We start from the raw sequence: 17,439 nt of genomic DNA, 5'->3' as shown, positions 1-17,439 counted from the left end.
GAATCCTCATCAGATGGAAGCGAGTGCCGGCGCACGTCGAACCTCCGCAGCGAGGGAGTCCGGCTTCTCAGACCCCGCTGCGGCAGCTAAGGAGGAGGCTGCGCATCATGACTCGGTAACAATAACAGAACAGAACTGGCAGACTGGCCGGGCAGGCGATTGATCCTCAACACTGAGACGCAGAAGTGACGACGAAGGGGAGGAACGGGCGTGGCCCAACTGGAAGAGCTCACGGTCGAGGAGTCCTGGCGGCTCGCGACGGACACCCAGGTGTCCCGGATCGGCTGGACCGGCCCGCGCGGCCCGGTGGTGCTACCGGTCAACCACGTCGTGCACGAGGAAGCGCTCTGGATCCGGACCTCCGCGCACTCCTCGATGGCCGAGCAGATCGACGAGAGCGCCGTCGCGCTGCTGGTCGACGACCTCGACCCCGACACCCATGTGGGCTGGTCGGCGCTGTTCAAGGGACACGCGGAGATCCTCTACCGCGACGACCAGATCCCCGACCTCGTCAAGAACCTCCACCCCTGGCCGGCCGGCCCTCGTCCGTTGTGGGTACGGCTGCGCCCCAAGGAGGTCACCGGCCGCCGTCTGGGCGCTGACGGCTGATGCCTCGCCTGCTCGTCGTCCACCACTCCCCCACCCGGTCGCTGCGGCGTCTGACCGACGCGGTGGTCTCCGGCGCCAACGATCCCGAGATCGAGGGGGTCGAGGTCGTCGTACGGCCCGCGCTGGAGGCGACGGCCGACGACGTCCTGGCCGCCGACGGCTATGTCCTCGGCACGAGCGCCAACTTCGGCTACATGTCGGGCGCCCTGAAGCACTTCTTCGACTCGATCTTCCTGGACGTGGGCGGGGCGCTCGACCCCTCCGGCGGCGCCGGAGAGTCGGCCGGTGCCACCGCCAAGCGCCCCTATGGCTTCTACGTCCACGGCCGCTACGACACCACCGGCGCGATCCGCTCGGTGCAGTCCATCGTCGGTGCGCTCGGGTGGTCCCAGTCCTACGACATCCTCGACGTCCTGGGAGACGTCGAGGACGCGCATGTCGAGGCGGCGTACGAGCTGGGAGCCACCCTCGCGGCCGTCCTCGACTGAGCTGTGCTTCCGCTCTGGGCTTTCGGCCCTGCTCAGGATTCGCAAGTAGAGTCGATCCCCGTGATCGGCCATACCCCCAGACGTACGACATCTGTGTCGCTCCTGATCGTGGTGCTCGCCGTCCTCGCGCTCAGCGGGTGCGGCGGTGATCGGGCGGCCGCCAAGGGCGAGGACCCGAAGCAGGTGGACTCGACCGCGCTGCCCGAGGTCGGCAAGTGCCGCAACCTCACCCACGAGGACGTCGCCGAGGCCTACAACTTCGACAAGTACGTCGCCTGCGACGAGCCGCACAACGCCGAGACCTTCGGCGCCGGACCGCTCCCGGACGAGTTCAAGGACGCGGAGTACGGCGACGAGAAGGTCAACGAGTGGGCCTTCAGCCAGTGCCGCAAGCTGCTGGAGAAGTACGTCGGCACCAACCAGAGCGTGCTGATGCGCTCGATGCTCTCCCACGTCTACTTCGGCCCCTCGGAGAAGGCCTGGGACGAGGGCGCGCGCTGGATCCGCTGCGACGTGGTCGGTGGCGGCCAGCAGGGCGCCGAGTACGTCGACCTGCCGACCACCACCCGCAACCTCCTCAAGGTCAAGAACATCGAGGACATCGAGGACCGTTGGATGGTGTGCGCGCAGGGCAAGACGGTCGCCTCCGCGAAGGTGCCCTGCTCCGAGCCGCACCAGATGCGCGCGGTCACGACCATCAAGCTGGGCGAGGACAAGACCAAGTTCCTCGGTGTGGCGGAGTCGAAGAAGAAGGCCTCCCAGTACTGCAAGGGCTCGGTCCAGGCCTGGATGGGTTACCCGGAAAGCTTCGACTACGGGTACACATGGTTCGGAGAGAAGGAGTGGAACGCCGGCAACCGCTGGGCGGTCTGCTGGGCGGTGACCGAGGAGTGAGCATGCGAGACACGCTGAAGCGGAGCCCGAAGCGATCGGCGCCGTTGTGGGGCGCTCTCGTCGTCGTGGGGGCCATGGCTCTCGCCGGTTGCGGTGGAGGCGAGCCGAAGTCGGCTCCGTCACCCTCGTCGGCGCCTCCGTCCGCCTCCGCATCCGCGGCACCCTCCCCAAAGGAGGGGGCCTGCTACAACCTCACCTACGACGAGGCGCTGGCCCCGACCGCCGGCGGCACCGCGGTCTCCTGCAAGGGCAAGCACACCACCCAGACGTACGCCGTGGGCCGACTGAGGAACGTCGTCGACGGCCACCTCGTCGCCGTCGACTCCGAGCAGGTCGCGGCCCAGGTCGCCGAGGCGTGCCCCAACAAGGTCACCAAGTACCTCGGTGGCGACGCCGACGACCTGCGCCTCTCGATGCTGCGCCCGGTCTGGTTCACGCCGACGATCAAGGAGTCCGAGGCCGGCGCCAACTGGTTCCGCTGCGACGTCATCGGCATCGCCGGCCCCCAGGCCCTGATGACCCTCAAGGGCAACATGAAGGGCGTCCTGGGCGACTCCAAGACCGCCGAGCCGTTCCGGATGTGCGGCACTGCCTCGCCGAAGTCCGAGTCCTTCAAGCGCGTCCCCTGCTCCCTCAAGCACACCTGGCGCGCCCTGTCGGTCATCGACCTCGGTTCCGGGAAGTACCCCGGCGAATCGAAGGTCAACAGCGCCGGCGCCGAGGACTGCAAGGCCGCTGCCGCCGAGGTCGCCGACGACCCGCTCAAGTACGAGTGGTCCTGGGAGTTCCCCAGCGCCGAGCAGTGGCAGGGCGGGCAGACGTACGGGATTTGTTGGGCGCCGAGCTAGGGCGGTTGGAATACCCGGTTAACCGGGTATTCCTGCACTTCTCGGGCATTGCAACAGCCGAGAAGTGCAGGAAACACCCGAGCGCTGTGACCGGTGAGACGTCTGGGACTAGAACCCGAGCTTGCGCAGCTGCCGCGGATCGCGCTGCCAGTCCTTGGCGATCTTGACGTGCAGGTCGAGGTAGACCGGCATGCCGAGCAGCTCCTTGATCTGCAGGCGCGCGCGCTGACCGACATCCTTGAGGCGTGAGCCCTTGTGGCCGATCACGATGCCCTTCTGGGAGTCGCGCTCGACGTAGAGGAAGGCGTGGATGTCCATCAGCGGCTTGTCCTCCGGGCGGTCCTCACGCAGACGCATCTCCTCGACGACGACGGCGATGGAGTGCGGGAGCTCGTCGCGTACGCCTTCCAGGGCTGCCTCGCGGATGAGCTCGGCGACGATGATCTCCTCGGGAGAGTCGGTGAGCTCGCCGTCGGGGTAGAGCGGCGGTCCCTCGGGGAGGAGCTTGATCAGCAGGTCGCCGAGGAGGTCGACCTGGTCGCCGCCGACGCTGGAGACGGGGACGATCTCGGCCCACTCGATGCCGAGCTCGACCCCGAGGGTCTGGATCGACATCAGGTGCTCGCCGATCTGCTCGGGGGTGGCGAGGTCGGTCTTGGTGGCGATCGCGACCCGCTTGATGCCCTTCTTGAGCTTGTTGGCGTTCTCCGCGATCCGGCGGTCACCGGGGCCGATCTTCTCGTTGCACGGGAAGCAGATCGCGACCACGTCGACCTCGGTCCAGGTGGCCTCGACGAGGTCGTTGAGGCGCTCGCCGAGCAGCGTACGCGGCCGGTGGATGCCCGGGGTGTCGACCAGGATCAGCTGGCCGTCGGGCCGGTGGACGATGCCCTTGACCACGGTACGAGTCGTCTGCGGCTTGTCGGAGGTGATCGCCACCTTGGTGCCGACCAGCGCGTTGGTCAGGGTGGACTTGCCCGCGTTGGGGCGTCCGACGAACGACACGAAGCCGCTCCGAAATTCTTGTGCTGGCGGCGCCGGGCTCGGCTCGGTCACTGTTGCTCCTGTTGCTCGTCGTATCGCTGCCAGATCTGCTCGTCGGTGAGCCCCTGGGCCTTGCCCTCACGCCACACCGGTCCGGGATCGACCGAGCGCGGCTGCCGCTTCTGGCCGCCTCCGCGCCAGTAGCCCATCACGTCGTAGGCGTGCGAGTCGAGCTTCCGCTCGCGCATCAGATGCTTGCGGATCGCCCGCATCTGGCTGGACTCACCGGCCATCCAGAAGTAGCCGTCGCCTTCGGGCCACTCGATCTTCTCCACGGCTGCCGCCAGGTCGGAGGAGGTCTCCGACGGCGGCGTGGACCAGGTGACCTCGGCGGTCTCAGGAAGATATCCGGGCAGGTCGTCGGGGGTCTCGGCCCAGATCCGCGTCGGCAGCGTGGTGGTCTCGGCGATCCGCGCCATGGCCGGCATCGCGGTCAGGTCGCCGACCAGCAGCAGCCACTGCGCGCCGTCGGGCGCCGCGTAGGAGCCCTTGGGCTCGGTGATCGTGACCGTCTGCCCGACAGGGTCGGTGCGCGTGGCCCACTCGGTCACCAGACCGACGTCGTGGACGACGACGTCGAGGGTCAGCTCGCCACCCTGCCATGACCGGACGGTGTAGTAGCGCGACTGGAACTGACCCGGGACGACCAGCCCGACCCATTCGTCGGGGATCCCGGTGGACTCGAACCCGGCCAGGCCGGGACCGCCGAGCACCAGGCGTACGAGGTGGGGCGTGATCTGCTCGCGCCGCAGCACCTCCGCGGCGTACTGCTGGGCCTTGACACTCATCGTCTCAAGGTTATCCGCGCAGACGCAGCCCGCCCGCATCAGCGCCGCACTCATTCGTGGCTGATGGGCGAGCAGAGCCTCTCGTGTCGCGTCGTCGGCCGGGAACATCGCCTCCACCGCGATCTCGTCGACCGTGACATCACGAGGCGCTCCGATCACGGAGAGGACGTAGAGGAAGGACAGATCGCCGAGGCTCGTACGCAGCAGCAGCGGCAGCACCGGCAGGGCACCGTCCCTCGCCGTGACCGCCGGCGCCTCCACGTCGGATCCGGGCGGGGCCGGATAGCCCTCCACGTCTTCGAGGAGCTCGACCAGTCCGTCGGCCGCGGTGCGGTAGAGCTGCCGGCGGATGCGGCCGACGACGTGTGCCCGCCACTGCGTGTAGTTGCGCACCTGCTCCGCCAGGCCGTCGGGATGCAACGTCGCGCGCAGCATGTTGAGCCGAGGCTGCCGCAGCGCGTCCGGCAGCGGAGCCAGGAAGAGCTCCATGGGCCGGTTGGTCGCCACCATGTCCCAGCGGACGTCGACCGCGCAGGCTGGATAGGGCTCGTGGGCGGTGAGCACCGCCTCGACGGCGGACCTGGCGGCGCCGAGGTCGTCGAGCGGCCGCTCCTGGTAGACGGGCGCGAACCCTGCCGCGAGATAGAGCCGGTTGCGCTCACGCAGCGGCACCTCGAGCTCCTCGCAGAGCCGCTCGATCATCGTCCGGCTCGGGCCGGACCGGCCGGTCTCGATGAAGCTGAGGTGGCGGGCCGACACATCGGCCGCGATCGCCACCTCGAGCTGCGAGCGGCGGCGCCGCTCGCGCCAGTCCCGAAGCAGCTCTCCGACGCTCAGCTGGGCCGTTGTCATGCACCCAGGCTGCCGGGCGGGGCGCGGCGCGGCAACTACCCCAGAGGTAATCGACAGGGCTCGCCCGGAGGCGGATCGTCGTGGCCATGACGACTGAAACCACACCCCGCTCACCTGCCGCCACCGCCGAGGCGTACGTCTCGTTCTGGAACCTCTCTGCCGAGGAGCAGCGCACCCTCGGCGCCACCCTTTTCGCCGACGACGTCGCTCGCTCCACCCCGATCGGCGAGTCCACCGGCCTCGAGGCGCTGATCGACTTCACCCACCAGTTCGCCGAGGGCGTCGGCGACTACACGTTCGTGGCGCGCGCCGAACCCGATTCACACCACGGGCACGTCCGCGTGCGCTGGGAGATCCGCAAGGAGGAGGGCTCGTTCGCCGAGGGTACGGACGTGCTGGATCTGGACGAGTCCGGGCGGATCGCCGCGATCACCGCGTTCATCGATCGCGCCCCTGACGGCTTCGATCCCGACGCCCACCACGAGGAGGCCTGACGTGTTCCTGATCGAGATCGCAGCTCCCGCCGGCGCACTCACCGACGGCGACCGCGCGACGCTGACCAAGGCGGTGACATCGCTCCTCAACGACGGCGTCAGCGCGCCGGAGGAGACGATGGCTCGAGGCCGGGCGGTGACCCACATCGCCTTCCGGGAGCTCGTCGGATGGAGCACCGGCGACGGGGCGTGGGCAGCGCCTGCCCCACCACCGCTGGTCATCACGGCCACCGTTCCCGAGGCGTGGAGGGAGGAGATGTCTCGCCCGTTGTCCGGCGCCGTCCGTGCCGGCGTACGCAGGCTCGACCGCAACCACGGCTGGACCAGGCCGGGCGGACACCTCTGGATCAACCTCGTCGGGATCGCGGACGGCAGCATCGGGCTCAACGGCAGGCCCGCGACGGCGGACGACCTGACGAGCTGGATGACCGAGGAGTTCCGTGCGCGACACCGCGCGGGCGACGTAGACCTTCCCGAGGGCGTCGTCATCGATCCGGTGTGCGGCATGCAGGTCACCCTCGGCCTCGGAGCGATCACGTTGGAGCACGACGGCGAGACCATCGGCTTCTGCGCCGCGTCCTGCCGACGTGCCTACGCCAAGGAGCACGGTGGCCCGGCCTGATCAGGCCGGGCCACCGCCCAGCCCGATCTCGTTGCCGTCGGGGTCGCGGAAGATGGTCTTGCGGACCCCGTTGTCGTACCTCTCCTCCGACTCCGGCCGCAGACCACGGTCGGCGATCGCGGCGAGGCGGGCGTCCAGGTCGTCGACGAAGAGGGTAACGAAGCCGCTCCCGGCGAGCTCGGGCTTCACCTCGACGTAGACGTAGCCGTGCTCGACCACCTCGAAGACGGCCTCGACGTCGTTGGGGTAGAAGGCCGGCGGGCCGCCGAGCAGGGCCTCGTACCACCGGGCCGCTCGGGCCAGGTCCGCGACCGGCAGCCCGGCGAACAGGTCGGTCATCAGAACCTCCAGCGGGTCGCACCGTAGGGCTCGACGGTCGCGACCGCATGGGCGGAGGTCGCGTCGATGCGGAACACGTGCCAGGGCGCCGGGCCCGCGCTCTGCGCGTTGAACGGCGCGGTGACGGCCTCGCCCGACTCGTCGACCTCGGCCGGCCAGCCCTCGTCGTCGTGGTAGTGCTTGGCCACACGCTCGAGCTGGTCACCGAGGACCCGCGTCACGCGGCCCTCCACGACCAGGTCGAACTCTCGCACCGAGAGCGACAGCGCGCAGCGGGGATCATGGGCGAGGTTGCGGCCGCGCCGCGTCCCCGGGCCGGTGACCAGGTAGAAGCTGCCGTCGAGCCAGATCGCGCCGACGGCGTTCACGTGCGGACCGCCATCGGCGTTGATCGTGCTCACCCAGGTCGTGTAGCGCCCGGGCTCGCCCTCCTGCGACCCCGGGCCCTGGTTGAACCCCTGGTCGAGGCGAGCGGTGACCTCCTCCCAGGACATGGGCGGAGCGTCGTACATCTCGGCAAGGTTGTGGGTCTTCATGGCGGTCTCCCCCAGTTGGAAAGGATGTTTCACCTACTCCACGAACAGGATGCGTCGATTCCGACACCGCCGCACGACGAAGTGGGCGAAAGCGGCACCCGGATCTCAGGACTCCCTGCCACTTTCGCCCATTGTTGCTGGTCAGGCCAGGAGTGTCGGTGCTCCCGGGGATGCTGGGGCGTATGACCACGAAAGGGAAGCGGCGACGGCCGCGGCAGCCTCGGCGCCGGGGGCCGACCTGGGAGCGGATCGGCCATGGCGTGTACGTGCCGGCCGGCCTTAACGGAGACGAGCGCTGGCGCGCCGAGCTCGCCGCGTGGGCCGAGGTGCTTCCGGATTCGGCCACGTTCACCGGACTGACCGCGGCCCGGATCCACGGTCTCTGGCTCCCGCCGCTCCCGGACGACGTCCCGACCTTCGTCGCGCTGCTCGAGTCGTCCGTACGCATCCGCCGGCCCGAGCTGCGCATCACTCGGCATCGGCGGGCCCCGGCCGCGACCGAGATCGATGGCCTGTGGGTCGCCCCGGTGGCCGAGGCGATCCTGGCCTGCGCCCGGGACCTCGGCGTGCTCGACCTGGTGGTGCTGATAGACAGCGCTCTCCATCTGGAGAAGTGCACCCTCGCCGACCTCGAGACCGTCGCCGCGACCGGGCGGTCGGGCTCCCCTCGGCTGCGCGAGGCATCACGCTCGTGCGACCGTCGCGCCGAGTCGGCCTGGGAGTCGGTCCTCCGGATCCTGCACACCGCCTGCGGCATCGAGGTCGAGCCCCAGGTCGACATCCATGACGCTCGTGGAGTCTTCATCGGACGCGCCGACCTCGTGGTGACCGGGACCAGGACGCTGCAGGAGTACGACGGCGCCCAGCACCGCGAGCGTGGCCAGTACCGCCGCGACCGCACCCGGGATGCCGACCTCGCCAAGGCGGGATACGTACGCCACGGCTGGATCGCCAGCCAGGTCCGTCACGACGGCTGGCAGATCCTGCGGGCGGCGACGGACGCGCTCGGCCGAGAGCTCACCGTCGACGACGTCCGACCGTGGTGGAGGCTTCTGGAGGCCTCACTCTTCTCGAAGCCCGGCACCGCGGCGTTGCGACGCATCTGGGGACTGCCGGACGAGCGAGTGGGCGAAAGTGGCCGTCAGATCGCCGCCTGACCTGCCACTTTCGCCCACCCGAACGCCGGTCCTGCTCAGAAGGTGTGCCGCAGCGGGTAGCCCGAGAGCCCGTCGACGGTCTTGGTCGCGAGCACGTGGTGGAGCTGGATGTTGTTGCGCTCGAAGCCGATCCGGGAACCGGCCATGTAGATGCCCCAGACCTTCGCGGTGCCGAGGCCGACCTCGTTGACGCAGGCGTCCCAGTTGTCGCGGAGGTTGTCGTTCCACGCCGTGAGGGTCTTGGCGTAGTGGACCCGGATGTTCTCGTGGTGCTGCACCTCGAGATCGGTGTTCTCGATCGCGGACACGATGGTGCCCGAGCCGATCAGCTCGCCGTCGGGGAAGACGTAGCGGTCGATGAAGGCTCCCGCGTTCGCCTTCGAGGCGTTGTCGGGACGGGTGATGCAGTGGTTGAGCAGCCGACCCCCGTCGCGCAGCTTGCTCTTGATGAAGCCGAAGTAGGCCGGGTAGTTGGCCACCCCGATGTGCTCGGTGAGCCCGATGGAGCTGACCGCGTCGAAGTCCCCCTCGACCACATCGCGGTAGTCGGAGAAGCGCACCTCGGCGACGTCGTCGAGACGATCGGCCTTGATCGCCTTCTGGGCCCAGTTGGCCTGTTCGCGCGAGAGCGTGACGCCGAGCGCCTTGACGCCGTAGTGCTGCGCCGCGTGGCGCACCATCCCGCCCCAGCCGCAGCCGATGTCGAGCAGCCGCATCCCGGGCTCGAGCCCGAGCTTGCGGCAGATCAGGTCGTACTTGGCCGCCTGCGCCTCCTCGAGCGTGGCGTCATCGGTCGGGTAGAGCGCACACGTGTAGGTCATCGACGGGCCGAGGACGTACTCGTAGAAGGTGTTGGAGACGTCGTAGTGGTGGTGGATCGCGTCGGCGTCGCGCTCGGGCGAGTGCCGCGTCCACGGCAAGGCGCTGATCGCGCGGCCGGAGAGGTGGCGTACGTTCTCGGCCCGCTGCCGCCACGCCGGCAGGTGCTCCTGCGGCGGTGGCTTGGGCGGGACGAAGTTCTTCGCCCCGAGCGCGCGCACCATGTCGACCGTCTCGCGAGGACTGGGCCGCTTGAAGTCGGTCTTGTCCAGGATCAGGTCCAGGAGCGGGTAGGGGTCGCCCGGATGGATGCCGTGCAGGGCCATGTCACCGCTGACGTAGGCACGTGCCAGGCCGAGGTCGCCCGGCGCGGTCAGCAGGTACGCGAGCCCGCGCGGGTTGAGGATCTCCATCCCGAAGGGAGAGTCCTTGTCGCCGGCGACGCTGCCGTCATACGCGGTGAGCTTGATAGGCAGCCCACCGTCGAAGAGTTCGTTGATGGTCTCTGCAATGTGGTTCACAGTCTCTTCACCGCCTTGCTGTACAGATCGGTCAACCGGTTGGCGGGGTCATACCTCGCCTTCACGGCCGCGAGGTTGTCCCCGTCATAGAGAGCGTTGAAGACATCCTTGTCGTAGAACGCCTCGGAGTAGAGCGATTTATGCCCGCCGAGCTCGTGGACCTGATCCTCGATCGCACGGTTCTTGGGCGCGTTGACGGCGCCAGGGCCGACGTGGACCGTGCCCCAGAAACCGACGTTGACGTACGTCCGGCCCGCCTCGAGCGGGTAGGTCGGCCATTTCCCTCCTGTGCTCGTGCCGTGGGACACCAGCGGGCACAGCCACACCGGCCGCATCCCGATCTCGGCGTCGAACCACTCCAGGAACGCCGGAAGGTTCTCGACCGGGACCTCGATGTCCTGGATCACCCGTTCCCTCAGAAGCCGTCCGGCACGCGCGTCGAGCTTGTCGGCGATGCCGAACCTCCGGTCCAGGCCGACCAGCTTCATGTAGACGTCCGAGCGCCGCAGCCGGCGCGGCCACACCCTGCGGAGGTACTTGTTCTGCGCGCCGAAGGCGCCCGAGCACCAGAACCAGTCGGTGTCCCAGCGCCACAGGTAGTCGTAGGTCGTCAGCACATCAGTGCGACGCTGCTGGATCGAGCGGTAGTAGATCTGCTGGCCGCCGTAGTCGCTGGGGTTCTGCGTTGCCTGGTCGTTCCAGGTCGCGAGGGTCAGGTAGTACTCCCCCGGCTCGAACGCGACACCGTCGAGCCCGTCGACCCGCTCCCCCTCGTACGTCCTGCTCTCGGTGATCTGCGCGATCGTCTTGGTGAGCAGGCCGAGGTCGTCGAAGCGTACGTGGCGCAGCGCGACGTAGCCCGGCACCTTCTCCAGCTTGATCTTGAGCCGGGTGGCGTAGCCGAGGGAGCCGTAGGAGTTGGGGAAGGTGTCGAAGAGGTCCTCCCCAGGTCGGGTCGTGACGATCTCGCCCGACCCGGTCAGGATGTCCATCTCCAGCACCGACTCGTGCGGCATCCCGTTGCGGAACGAGGTCGACTCGATGCCCATCCCGGTCACCGCACCACCGAGCGTGATCGTGCGCAGCTGCGGGACGACGTACGGAATCATCCCGTGGGCCAAGGTGGCGTCGACGAGGTCCTCGTAGGTGCACATCCCCTGTACGTCGGCCGTGCCCGCCTCGGCATCGACCTCGATCACGCCGCCCAGGCCGGAGACGTCGAGACCCGGGGCGTCTGTCGCCGCCCGGGCCCGGAAGAGGTTGGTGGTGCGCTTCGCCAGCCTGACAGGAGCCCCCTCCGGAATCGCTGCGTAGGAGGTCGTCAGCCGCTCGACGGCTTCGTTGTGTCGTTCCCAGCCAGTCTCACCCGTCACTCGACGCACTTTACTCCCGCGTTCGGATCTCGGGTTTCGATTTCTCGGTTAGTTCGCTTACAGTCGCCAAGCGTCGACTGCTCCCGTCGGCTCCCCCATCTCGTGCACCCTGGAGGGTCCTCATGTCCAGTGCTGCCCATCGTGACGCTGTGTCGACGCTCGCCGAGAAGGCAACCCCCTACTTCACCGAGAACCAGGTCAAGTGGCGCAACAAGTCCGTGTCCCAGGCACGGCTCGCCCTGGCGATCGACCAGATCGTCGTGCACATGCGCGAGAAGGGTGTCGACATGGCCACCATGAACGGCCTGACCGCCTACCGTGACGAGGACGGGATCCACGTCACGATCGAGCTCGGCACCCTGCCCCTCCTCGCCGAGTCCGGCGGTGGAACGGGCGGGCACCGAGCCGCTCGCTAGGACCTTCCGACCTACCGACCGATCGCCGAGGCGACGACGGCTCCGGCCGCGTCCATGCCGCTCTGGTTCGGGTGGTACGGCGCCGCTGCGCTGGTCGGGATGAGGCCCTCGACCCACTTGCTCGCGTAGGGCGCGCAGACGCCGTGGCCGGTGCTCGGCGTGGCGATGTCGATGTAGGTCGCGCCGCTCTCGGTCGCGGCCTGCCGAATCATCGCGTTGGTCCGGTCGAAGATCGACTGCAGCCACTCGGCGTCGACGGCCCAGATCGGGTCGGTCGGATAGCAGCCGGTCTCGTCCCAGTAGCGCAGGTAGCCGACGAGGTGGACCGTGGCCCCGGGCGCCTTGGCGTGGATCCGGTTCACCGCGTCGACGATCTTCGGACGGACGGCGGCCAACTGGGTGTCGGTGGTGTCCCCGCCCGCCGTCATCCACGACTTGCAGGAGACCCCGAACGGCTCGGGCAGCGGCTGGGTGCAGCCCACCACGGTGCCGCCCATGTTGATGTCGTTGGCACCGATGGCGAGCGTGACGATGTCGGTGTCGGCGGTCACCGCGTCGAACTGCGGGGCGATGTAGCCGAACCGCTTCCCCGTCAGGTCGGCGGTGGTCGCACCCGAGCAGGTGACGTCGGTCAGCTGTGCGCCGAGAGCCCGGGCGGCGATGGTCGGCCAGTTCGAGCTCGAGCGCAGGCAGTCCAGGCTGTTCTGCGTGCCCACCAGCGGCCCCGCGGCGGAGGAGTCACCGAGGGCGACCATCGTCAGCGTGCCGGCGGCCGAGGCCGGCTCCGCACCTCCCGGTCCTGGTCCGATGCCCAGCATGACCATCGCCGCACCGGCTCCCAGCAGGGCCGCACCACGCCGTACGTACCGTCTCATCTCTTCCTCCCAGATCGTCGTCACGGCCGATGAGCCGTCCCCTCGATGCTCGGGCACCGGGCCGGTGCGCGGGTGTGGGAGCAAAGCCAGACTTTCGCGACGATGACTGTGACAGGTCACAACCTCTGGGCGGACCGGAGGCACCGTCTGCCACGATGGCTTTGTGACAGGTCCCAGCAGCTGGCTCATCGGCGGCCACGAGGTCACGCAGATCCTCTCGACCCGGATCCCCGACCTCACCGACGAGGTCCTCCGTGTCCTCACCGCAGAGCTGCCCGTCTACGCCCGCCTGCCCACGGACCTGCTCAACGGGGACGTACGCAAGGTGGTCGCGCGGGCCATCCGGCTCTTCGTGACGGCCCTCGACACCGACGGACGGCCCGACGACGCGGCACTGGCGGACCTGGCCGAGTCGGCCGCGCGTCGCGCCGAGGAAGGGGTCCCGTTCGAGATGGTGGTCGCCGCCTACCACCGCGGAGCACGGGTGTGCGCGGACACGGCCCTCGCCGGGGCCGGACCCGAGGACGTCGACGCGGTTCGGGCCATCCTCCGCACCACGATGAGCTTCCTCGAGCACATCGCGGTCGCGGTGGCGAGCGGCTACGCCCAGCACAGTAGGACGGCGCTGGCCGAGCAGGCGGCCTCACGGACGCTTCTGGTCAACACCCTGGTCGAGGGTGGCGACATCCACGAGGCGGCGGGCCGCGCCGGGGTGCCCCTGCCGGCGTCCTACCTGGTCGCCACGCTGGCCGCCGGCGCCCACCCCGACGAGTCCGACCCGGACACCGACCCGCTGGTGGCCGCGCGCTGGAAGCTGCGCCGCATCCACGAGGAGCTGAGCAGGCACTACCGCGAGACGGTGCTCTGGATCCCGGCGACCGACGGCGGCCAGGCGCTGATCCCGCTCCCGGCAGCCGCCGAGGAGAGCTCCTCGGCAGGCCTCGCACGCCTGGAACGGATCCTGGCCGACGTGCGCCGGGCCGCCGGGGCGGAGATCCACGTCGGTGTCGCCGTCGCGGCACCGTCCGGGGTGCCGGAGGCGGCACGTCTCTCGCGCGAGGTCCTCGAGGTGGCCCTGCTGATGGGCAGGCCGCCCGGTCTCTACCGTCTGGCCGACGTGGTGCTCGAGCACCAGCTGTCGCGAGCCGGAGCCGGCCGGGACCTGCTCGTTACGTTGCTCGAGCCCCTGGACGGCCACGAGGGCCTCGGCGAGACCCTGCAGGTCTTCCTCGCGAGCGGCCTCAACCGCCGCCGGACCGCCTCGACGCTGCACGTCCATCCCAACACCGTCGACAACCGGATCCGGCGGGTGAGCGAGCTGACCGGGCTCGACGCGACGCGCGCCGAGGACCTGCCGCTGTTGCACGCGGCAGTGACCGCGCGCCGCACCTCCCCGGGCCTATGAGCGCACGGAGGCGGCCAGCGTGCCACGCGGGTCGCCGAGAAGGACCGGGACGTCCTCGCCGGCGAACTCCTTGACGGCCGCCAGGTCGGCCGCGGACGGCGCGTCGGACTCACCGAGCACCACGACCGCCTCGAGCCCCTTGGAGCCGGAGGCCACCGCCATCGCCACGCACACGCCGATCGCGGAGACCTGGAGCGAGGGCAGGTCCACGGTGGCGGCGGCGTAGGTGCGGCCGTCGAGGTCGCGTACGGCTGCTCCTTCGGCCGCTCCGGTGCGGGCACGCGTCGCACGGGCCAGGGTCACCAGCTTGCGGTCCTCCGCGGAGAGCTCACTCTGCTCGGGCATGTGCCTCTTTCTTCCTGTCCGTCTTCTCGCTCTGCTCGTCCTCGCCGTCGGCCTCGGTCTCGGCTGGGACGACGACGCTGATGCGTACGGTACCGATCTTGTTCCGCCGGCCGGCAGCCTCCTCGGCCACGAAGCGGAGCCCGTGGGCCTCGACCTCGGTCCCCGGGATCGGCACGAGGCCGAGATGCTTGGCCATCAGACCGCGTACGGAGTCGACGTCGTCCTCCTCGACGGGGAGGCCGATGAGCTCTTCGATGTCGCTGACCAGGAAGCGGGAGGGCACCCGCCAGGAGCCGTCGCCGAGGTGGAGGGGCTCGCGGTCCTCGATGTCGTACTCGTCGGTGATCTCGCCGACGATCTCCTCGAGGATGTCCTCGATGGTGATCAGGCCGGCGGTGCCGCCGTACTCGTCGACGACGACCGCGATGTGCTGGCGGTGCTGCTGCATCTCGGCGAGCAGCTCGTCGACCGGCTTGGAGTCGGGGACCCAGGTCGGCTTGCGCATCAGCGACTCGACCCGCTGGGTGGTCTCGACCTCCGGCGCCTCGAAGTCCCGTGCGACGACGTCCTTGAGGTAGACCATCCCGATGATGTCGTCGAGGCTGTCGTCGATCACCGGCATCCGGGAGTAGCCCGAGCGCAGGAACAGCGACAGCGCCTGTCGCAGGGTCTTGCGGCGCTCCAGGAAGACGATGTCGCCGCGGGGAACCATCACCTCGCGGGCGCGGGTGTCGCCGAGCTCGAAGACCGAGTGGATCATCCGGCGCTCGTCGGCCTCGATCAGGTCGGAGGCCTCGGCGATGTCGACCAGCTCGCGCAGCTCGGTCTCCGTCGAGAACGGGCCCTTGCGGAACCCCTTGCCGGGGGTGAGCGCGTTACCGAGCATGATCAGCAGGCTCGGGATCGGGCCGAGGATGGCGGTGATCGCACCGATCGGCCCGGCGACCGCGAGGGCGATGCCCTCGTGGTGCTGGCGCCCCAGCGTGCGCGGACCGACGCCGATGACGACGAAGGAGACCACGGTCATCGTGCCGGTCGTGGTGAGCACGGTCGGCCACCAGCGCCCCTGGTAGAGGTCGTACGCCCACAGCGCGACCAGCACGGTCGCACCGATCTCGCACAGCATCCTGAGCAGCAGGACCGTGTTGACGTAGCGGGCGGGGTCGCCGACCACCGCCACCAGGCGCTTGGCGCCGGCGCGGCCCTCGGAGACCAGCTCCGCGGCCCGGGCGCGGGAGAAGGCGCTGAGCGCCGCGTCGGCGGCTGAGAAGATGCCGGCGATCAGGACCAGAACTGCGGCTGCGATCAGCAGCCTCGCATCGTCCATGGGTGGTGGTGGTGCTCCTACTCGGGTGCGGTGGCCGAGGAGCCCCAGGCCTTGAGCAGCTTGGCCTGCAGCCCGAACATCTCGGCGTGCTCGTCGGGGTCCACGTGGTCGTAGCCGAGCAGGTGGAGGATGCCGTGGGTGGTCAGCAGCTCGATCTCCGCCATGGTGCCGTGGCCGGCTGCCTCTCCCTGCTTGGCCGCGATCGTCGGGGCGATGATGATATCGCCCAGGTCGCCCTCCTCGGGCTCCTCGTCGAGGCGGCCGGGGAGCAGCTCGTCACCGGGGAACGACAGCACGTCGGTCGGGCCCTCGGTGTCGAAGTAGCGCTCGTTGAGCTCGGTGATCGTGGCCTCGTCGCCGAACTTGATCCGGAGGTCGGCCTGCGGGTGCACACGCAACTGCTCGAGCAGGAAACGAGCGAGCTTGGCGACGTGCTCGACGTCGATCTCCTGCTCGGACTCGTTGATGATCTCCGTGCTCACGCCGCCGCCTCCGTAGCGCAAGCGCAATCATACGGACGCGGCGACCTGAGGCTTATGGTCGCTCGCTGGCGCTCGCTCATCGCCCTTCCCCGGAAGCTCGTTCCTGGCTCCGCACGTCGTGCGCCTCGTAGGCGGCGACGATCTTGGCGACCAGTCGGTGGCGTACGACGTCGTGGCTGGTCAGGTTGTTGAAGCTGATGTCCTTGACGTCGTCCAGGATGCCCTCGACGACCCGCAGGCCCGACCGCTGCCCGGAGGGCAGGTCGGTCTGGGTCACGTCGCCGGTGACCACGATCTTCGAGCCGAAGCCGAGGCGGGTCAGGAACATCTTCATCTGCTCGGGCGTGGTGTTCTGCGCCTCGTCGAGGATGATGAAGGAGTCGTTGAGGCTACGCCCACGGAGGAACGCGAGCGGGGCGACCTCGATGGTCCCGGACGCCATCAGCTTGGGGATCAGCTCCGGGTCCATCATGTCGTGCAGCGCGTCGTAGAGCGGGCGCAGGTAGGGGTCGATCTTCTCGGTCAGGGTGCCGGGCAGGAAGCCGAGCTTCTCGCCGGCCTCGACCGCCGGGCGGCTCAGGATGATCCGGGTGACCTGCTTGGTCTGCAGCGCCTGGACCGCCTTCGCGACCGCCAGGTAGGTCTTGCCGGTGCCGGCCGGGCCGATCCCGAAGGTGATCGTGTGCTTGTCGATCGCGTCGACGTAGCGCTTCTGGTTGAGCGTCTTGGGACGGATGCTCCGGCCGCGGTTGGAGAGGATGTTGAGGCTCAGCACGTCGGCCGGCTTCTCGGTCGTGTCGGCCTGGAGCATGCCGATCACGCGCTCAACGGTCTCGCCGCTGACGCCCTGGCCGGTGCGGATGATCTGGACCAGCTCCTCCAGGACCCGCTCGATCATCGCGATCTCGCTGGGGGCGCCGTGGAGGGTGATCCGGTTGCCGCGCACGTGCACGTCTGCGTCGAAGTGGGCCTCGATGATCCCGAGGTGCTCATCGGCCGGACCGAGGACGGTCACCATGTCGACGCTGTTCGGAACGACCACGGTGTGCTTGGTCGTAGCGGAGACCCCCTGGGCGGAGGCGTCGGTCGGAAGCGGACTTGGGTGTCGATCGGTCATGGATGCCCGGAGCGGGCCCTTTCTCGTCATGAGGCTGATGCGTCCATGGTACGCGGGCGCGCGGCCCCTCTCCTACTGGATAGTTCCG

General features: G+C 69.1%; 20 protein-coding genes. 9 read left to right on the top strand and 11 right to left on the bottom strand.

Going from position 1 to position 17,439, the window contains the following annotated elements:
* Window positions 1-210 precede the first annotated feature (210 nt).
* From ACIO3S_RS17030 to ACIO3S_RS17015, 4 genes are read left to right on the top strand one after another with little or no spacing between them, the layout of a single operon-like run.
* Window positions 211-609: a pyridoxamine 5'-phosphate oxidase family protein gene (locus ACIO3S_RS17030; protein ID WP_160028274.1), complete on the top strand. Its 399-nt coding sequence runs from the start codon at window positions 211-213 to the stop codon at window positions 607-609.
* Entirely contained in the window at window positions 609-1,097 is a 489-nt protein-coding gene (locus ACIO3S_RS17025; RefSeq protein WP_400465874.1) for a flavodoxin family protein, read from the top strand. The genes ACIO3S_RS17030 and ACIO3S_RS17025 overlap by 1 nt, the downstream gene beginning before the upstream one ends.
* A 60-nt stretch (window positions 1,098-1,157) precedes the next feature.
* On the top strand, window positions 1,158-1,991 hold the full coding sequence (locus ACIO3S_RS17020; RefSeq protein ID WP_160028270.1) for a septum formation family protein: 834 nt from the start codon (window positions 1,158-1,160) through the stop codon (window positions 1,989-1,991).
* 2 nt (window positions 1,992-1,993) lie between these two features.
* Window positions 1,994-2,839: a septum formation family protein gene (locus ACIO3S_RS17015; RefSeq protein ID WP_400465871.1), complete on the top strand. Its 846-nt coding sequence runs from the start codon at window positions 1,994-1,996 to the stop codon at window positions 2,837-2,839.
* A gap of 108 nt (window positions 2,840-2,947) precedes the next feature.
* On the opposite strand, the gene era is transcribed toward ACIO3S_RS17015, so the two are convergent.
* Together era and ACIO3S_RS17005 are read right to left on the bottom strand one after the other, a co-directional pair.
* Window positions 2,948-3,895: a GTPase Era gene (era, locus tag ACIO3S_RS17010; RefSeq protein WP_400465868.1), complete on the bottom strand. Its 948-nt coding sequence runs from the start codon at window positions 3,893-3,895 to the stop codon at window positions 2,948-2,950.
* Window positions 3,892-5,523: an SIP domain-containing protein gene (locus ACIO3S_RS17005; protein ID WP_400465865.1), complete on the bottom strand. Its 1,632-nt coding sequence runs from the start codon at window positions 5,521-5,523 to the stop codon at window positions 3,892-3,894. The genes era and ACIO3S_RS17005 overlap by 4 nt, the downstream gene beginning before the upstream one ends.
* A gap of 86 nt (window positions 5,524-5,609) precedes the next feature.
* Between ACIO3S_RS17005 and ACIO3S_RS17000 the strand changes: the two genes are divergently transcribed.
* Entirely contained in the window at window positions 5,610-6,017 is a 408-nt protein-coding gene (locus tag ACIO3S_RS17000; RefSeq protein ID WP_400465862.1) for an isomerase, read from the top strand.
* A gap of 1 nt (window position 6,018) precedes the next feature.
* A complete protein-coding gene (locus ACIO3S_RS16995) occupies window positions 6,019-6,639 on the top strand; it encodes a hypothetical protein (RefSeq protein WP_400465859.1) in 621 nt (206 codons plus the stop codon).
* Here the strand turns inward: ACIO3S_RS16995 and ACIO3S_RS16990 are convergent, their stop codons facing one another.
* On the bottom strand, window positions 6,640-6,978 hold the full coding sequence (locus ACIO3S_RS16990; RefSeq protein ID WP_400465856.1) for a VOC family protein: 339 nt from the start codon (window positions 6,976-6,978) through the stop codon (window positions 6,640-6,642).
* A complete protein-coding gene (locus ACIO3S_RS16985) occupies window positions 6,978-7,514 on the bottom strand; it encodes a pyridoxamine 5'-phosphate oxidase family protein (RefSeq protein ID WP_400465853.1) in 537 nt (178 codons plus the stop codon). Before ACIO3S_RS16985 ends, ACIO3S_RS16990 begins: the two co-directional genes overlap by 1 nt.
* A gap of 182 nt (window positions 7,515-7,696) precedes the next feature.
* On the opposite strand from ACIO3S_RS16985, the gene ACIO3S_RS16980 reads away from it, so the two are divergent.
* Window positions 7,697-8,671 carry a hypothetical protein gene (locus tag ACIO3S_RS16980; RefSeq protein ID WP_400465850.1) on the top strand — a complete coding sequence of 325 codons (975 nt, stop codon included), beginning with the start codon at window positions 7,697-7,699 and terminating at the stop codon, window positions 8,669-8,671.
* A gap of 35 nt (window positions 8,672-8,706) precedes the next feature.
* Here the strand turns inward: ACIO3S_RS16980 and ACIO3S_RS16975 are convergent, their stop codons facing one another.
* On the bottom strand, window positions 8,707-10,011 hold the full coding sequence (locus ACIO3S_RS16975; RefSeq protein ID WP_400465847.1) for a class I SAM-dependent methyltransferase: 1,305 nt from the start codon (window positions 10,009-10,011) through the stop codon (window positions 8,707-8,709).
* Window positions 10,008-11,384, bottom strand: coding sequence for an FAD-binding oxidoreductase (locus ACIO3S_RS16970; RefSeq protein ID WP_400465844.1), 1,377 nt, complete (start codon window positions 11,382-11,384; stop codon window positions 10,008-10,010). The genes ACIO3S_RS16975 and ACIO3S_RS16970 overlap by 4 nt, the downstream gene beginning before the upstream one ends.
* Before the next feature lie 122 nt (window positions 11,385-11,506).
* On the opposite strand from ACIO3S_RS16970, the gene ACIO3S_RS16965 reads away from it, so the two are divergent.
* Entirely contained in the window at window positions 11,507-11,800 is a 294-nt protein-coding gene (locus tag ACIO3S_RS16965; RefSeq protein ID WP_045549010.1) for a hypothetical protein, read from the top strand.
* A gap of 11 nt (window positions 11,801-11,811) precedes the next feature.
* Here ACIO3S_RS16965 and ACIO3S_RS16960 read toward each other — a convergent pair whose 3' ends face one another.
* A complete protein-coding gene (locus tag ACIO3S_RS16960) occupies window positions 11,812-12,675 on the bottom strand; it encodes an SGNH/GDSL hydrolase family protein (RefSeq protein WP_400465841.1) in 864 nt (287 codons plus the stop codon).
* Window positions 12,676-12,838: 163 nt separating this feature from the next.
* Between ACIO3S_RS16960 and ACIO3S_RS16955 the strand changes: the two genes are divergently transcribed.
* Window positions 12,839-14,080, top strand: a complete 1,242-nt coding sequence (locus ACIO3S_RS16955) for a PucR family transcriptional regulator (protein WP_400465838.1) — start codon at window positions 12,839-12,841, stop codon at window positions 14,078-14,080.
* Here the strand turns inward: ACIO3S_RS16955 and ACIO3S_RS16950 are convergent.
* The 4 genes from ACIO3S_RS16950 to ACIO3S_RS16935 form a co-directional block, all read right to left on the bottom strand.
* Window positions 14,075-14,425 (bottom strand): cytidine deaminase, encoded by a 351-nt coding sequence (locus ACIO3S_RS16950; protein ID WP_350712896.1) that lies wholly within the window; start codon window positions 14,423-14,425, stop codon window positions 14,075-14,077. The genes ACIO3S_RS16955 and ACIO3S_RS16950 overlap by 6 nt on opposite strands.
* A complete protein-coding gene (locus ACIO3S_RS16945; protein ID WP_400465835.1) occupies window positions 14,409-15,752 on the bottom strand; it encodes a hemolysin family protein in 1,344 nt (447 codons plus the stop codon). Before ACIO3S_RS16945 ends, ACIO3S_RS16950 begins: the two co-directional genes overlap by 17 nt.
* A gap of 17 nt (window positions 15,753-15,769) precedes the next feature.
* The gene (gene ybeY, locus ACIO3S_RS16940; protein WP_400465832.1) at window positions 15,770-16,234 is read right to left on the bottom strand and encodes an rRNA maturation RNase YbeY; all 465 of its coding nucleotides are present in this window, start codon (window positions 16,232-16,234) and stop codon (window positions 15,770-15,772) included.
* 76 nt (window positions 16,235-16,310) lie between these two features.
* Window positions 16,311-17,351, bottom strand: coding sequence for a PhoH family protein (locus ACIO3S_RS16935; RefSeq protein ID WP_400465829.1), 1,041 nt, complete (start codon window positions 17,349-17,351; stop codon window positions 16,311-16,313).
* Window positions 17,352-17,439 lie beyond the last annotated feature (88 nt).

This window comes from Nocardioides sp. NPDC087217, assembly GCF_044744805.1.
Lineage (GTDB): Bacteria > Actinomycetota > Actinomycetes > Propionibacteriales > Nocardioidaceae > Nocardioides.
Note: the sequence above shows the minus strand (reverse complement) of the source record. Positions and strands in the feature narration are given on the sequence as shown.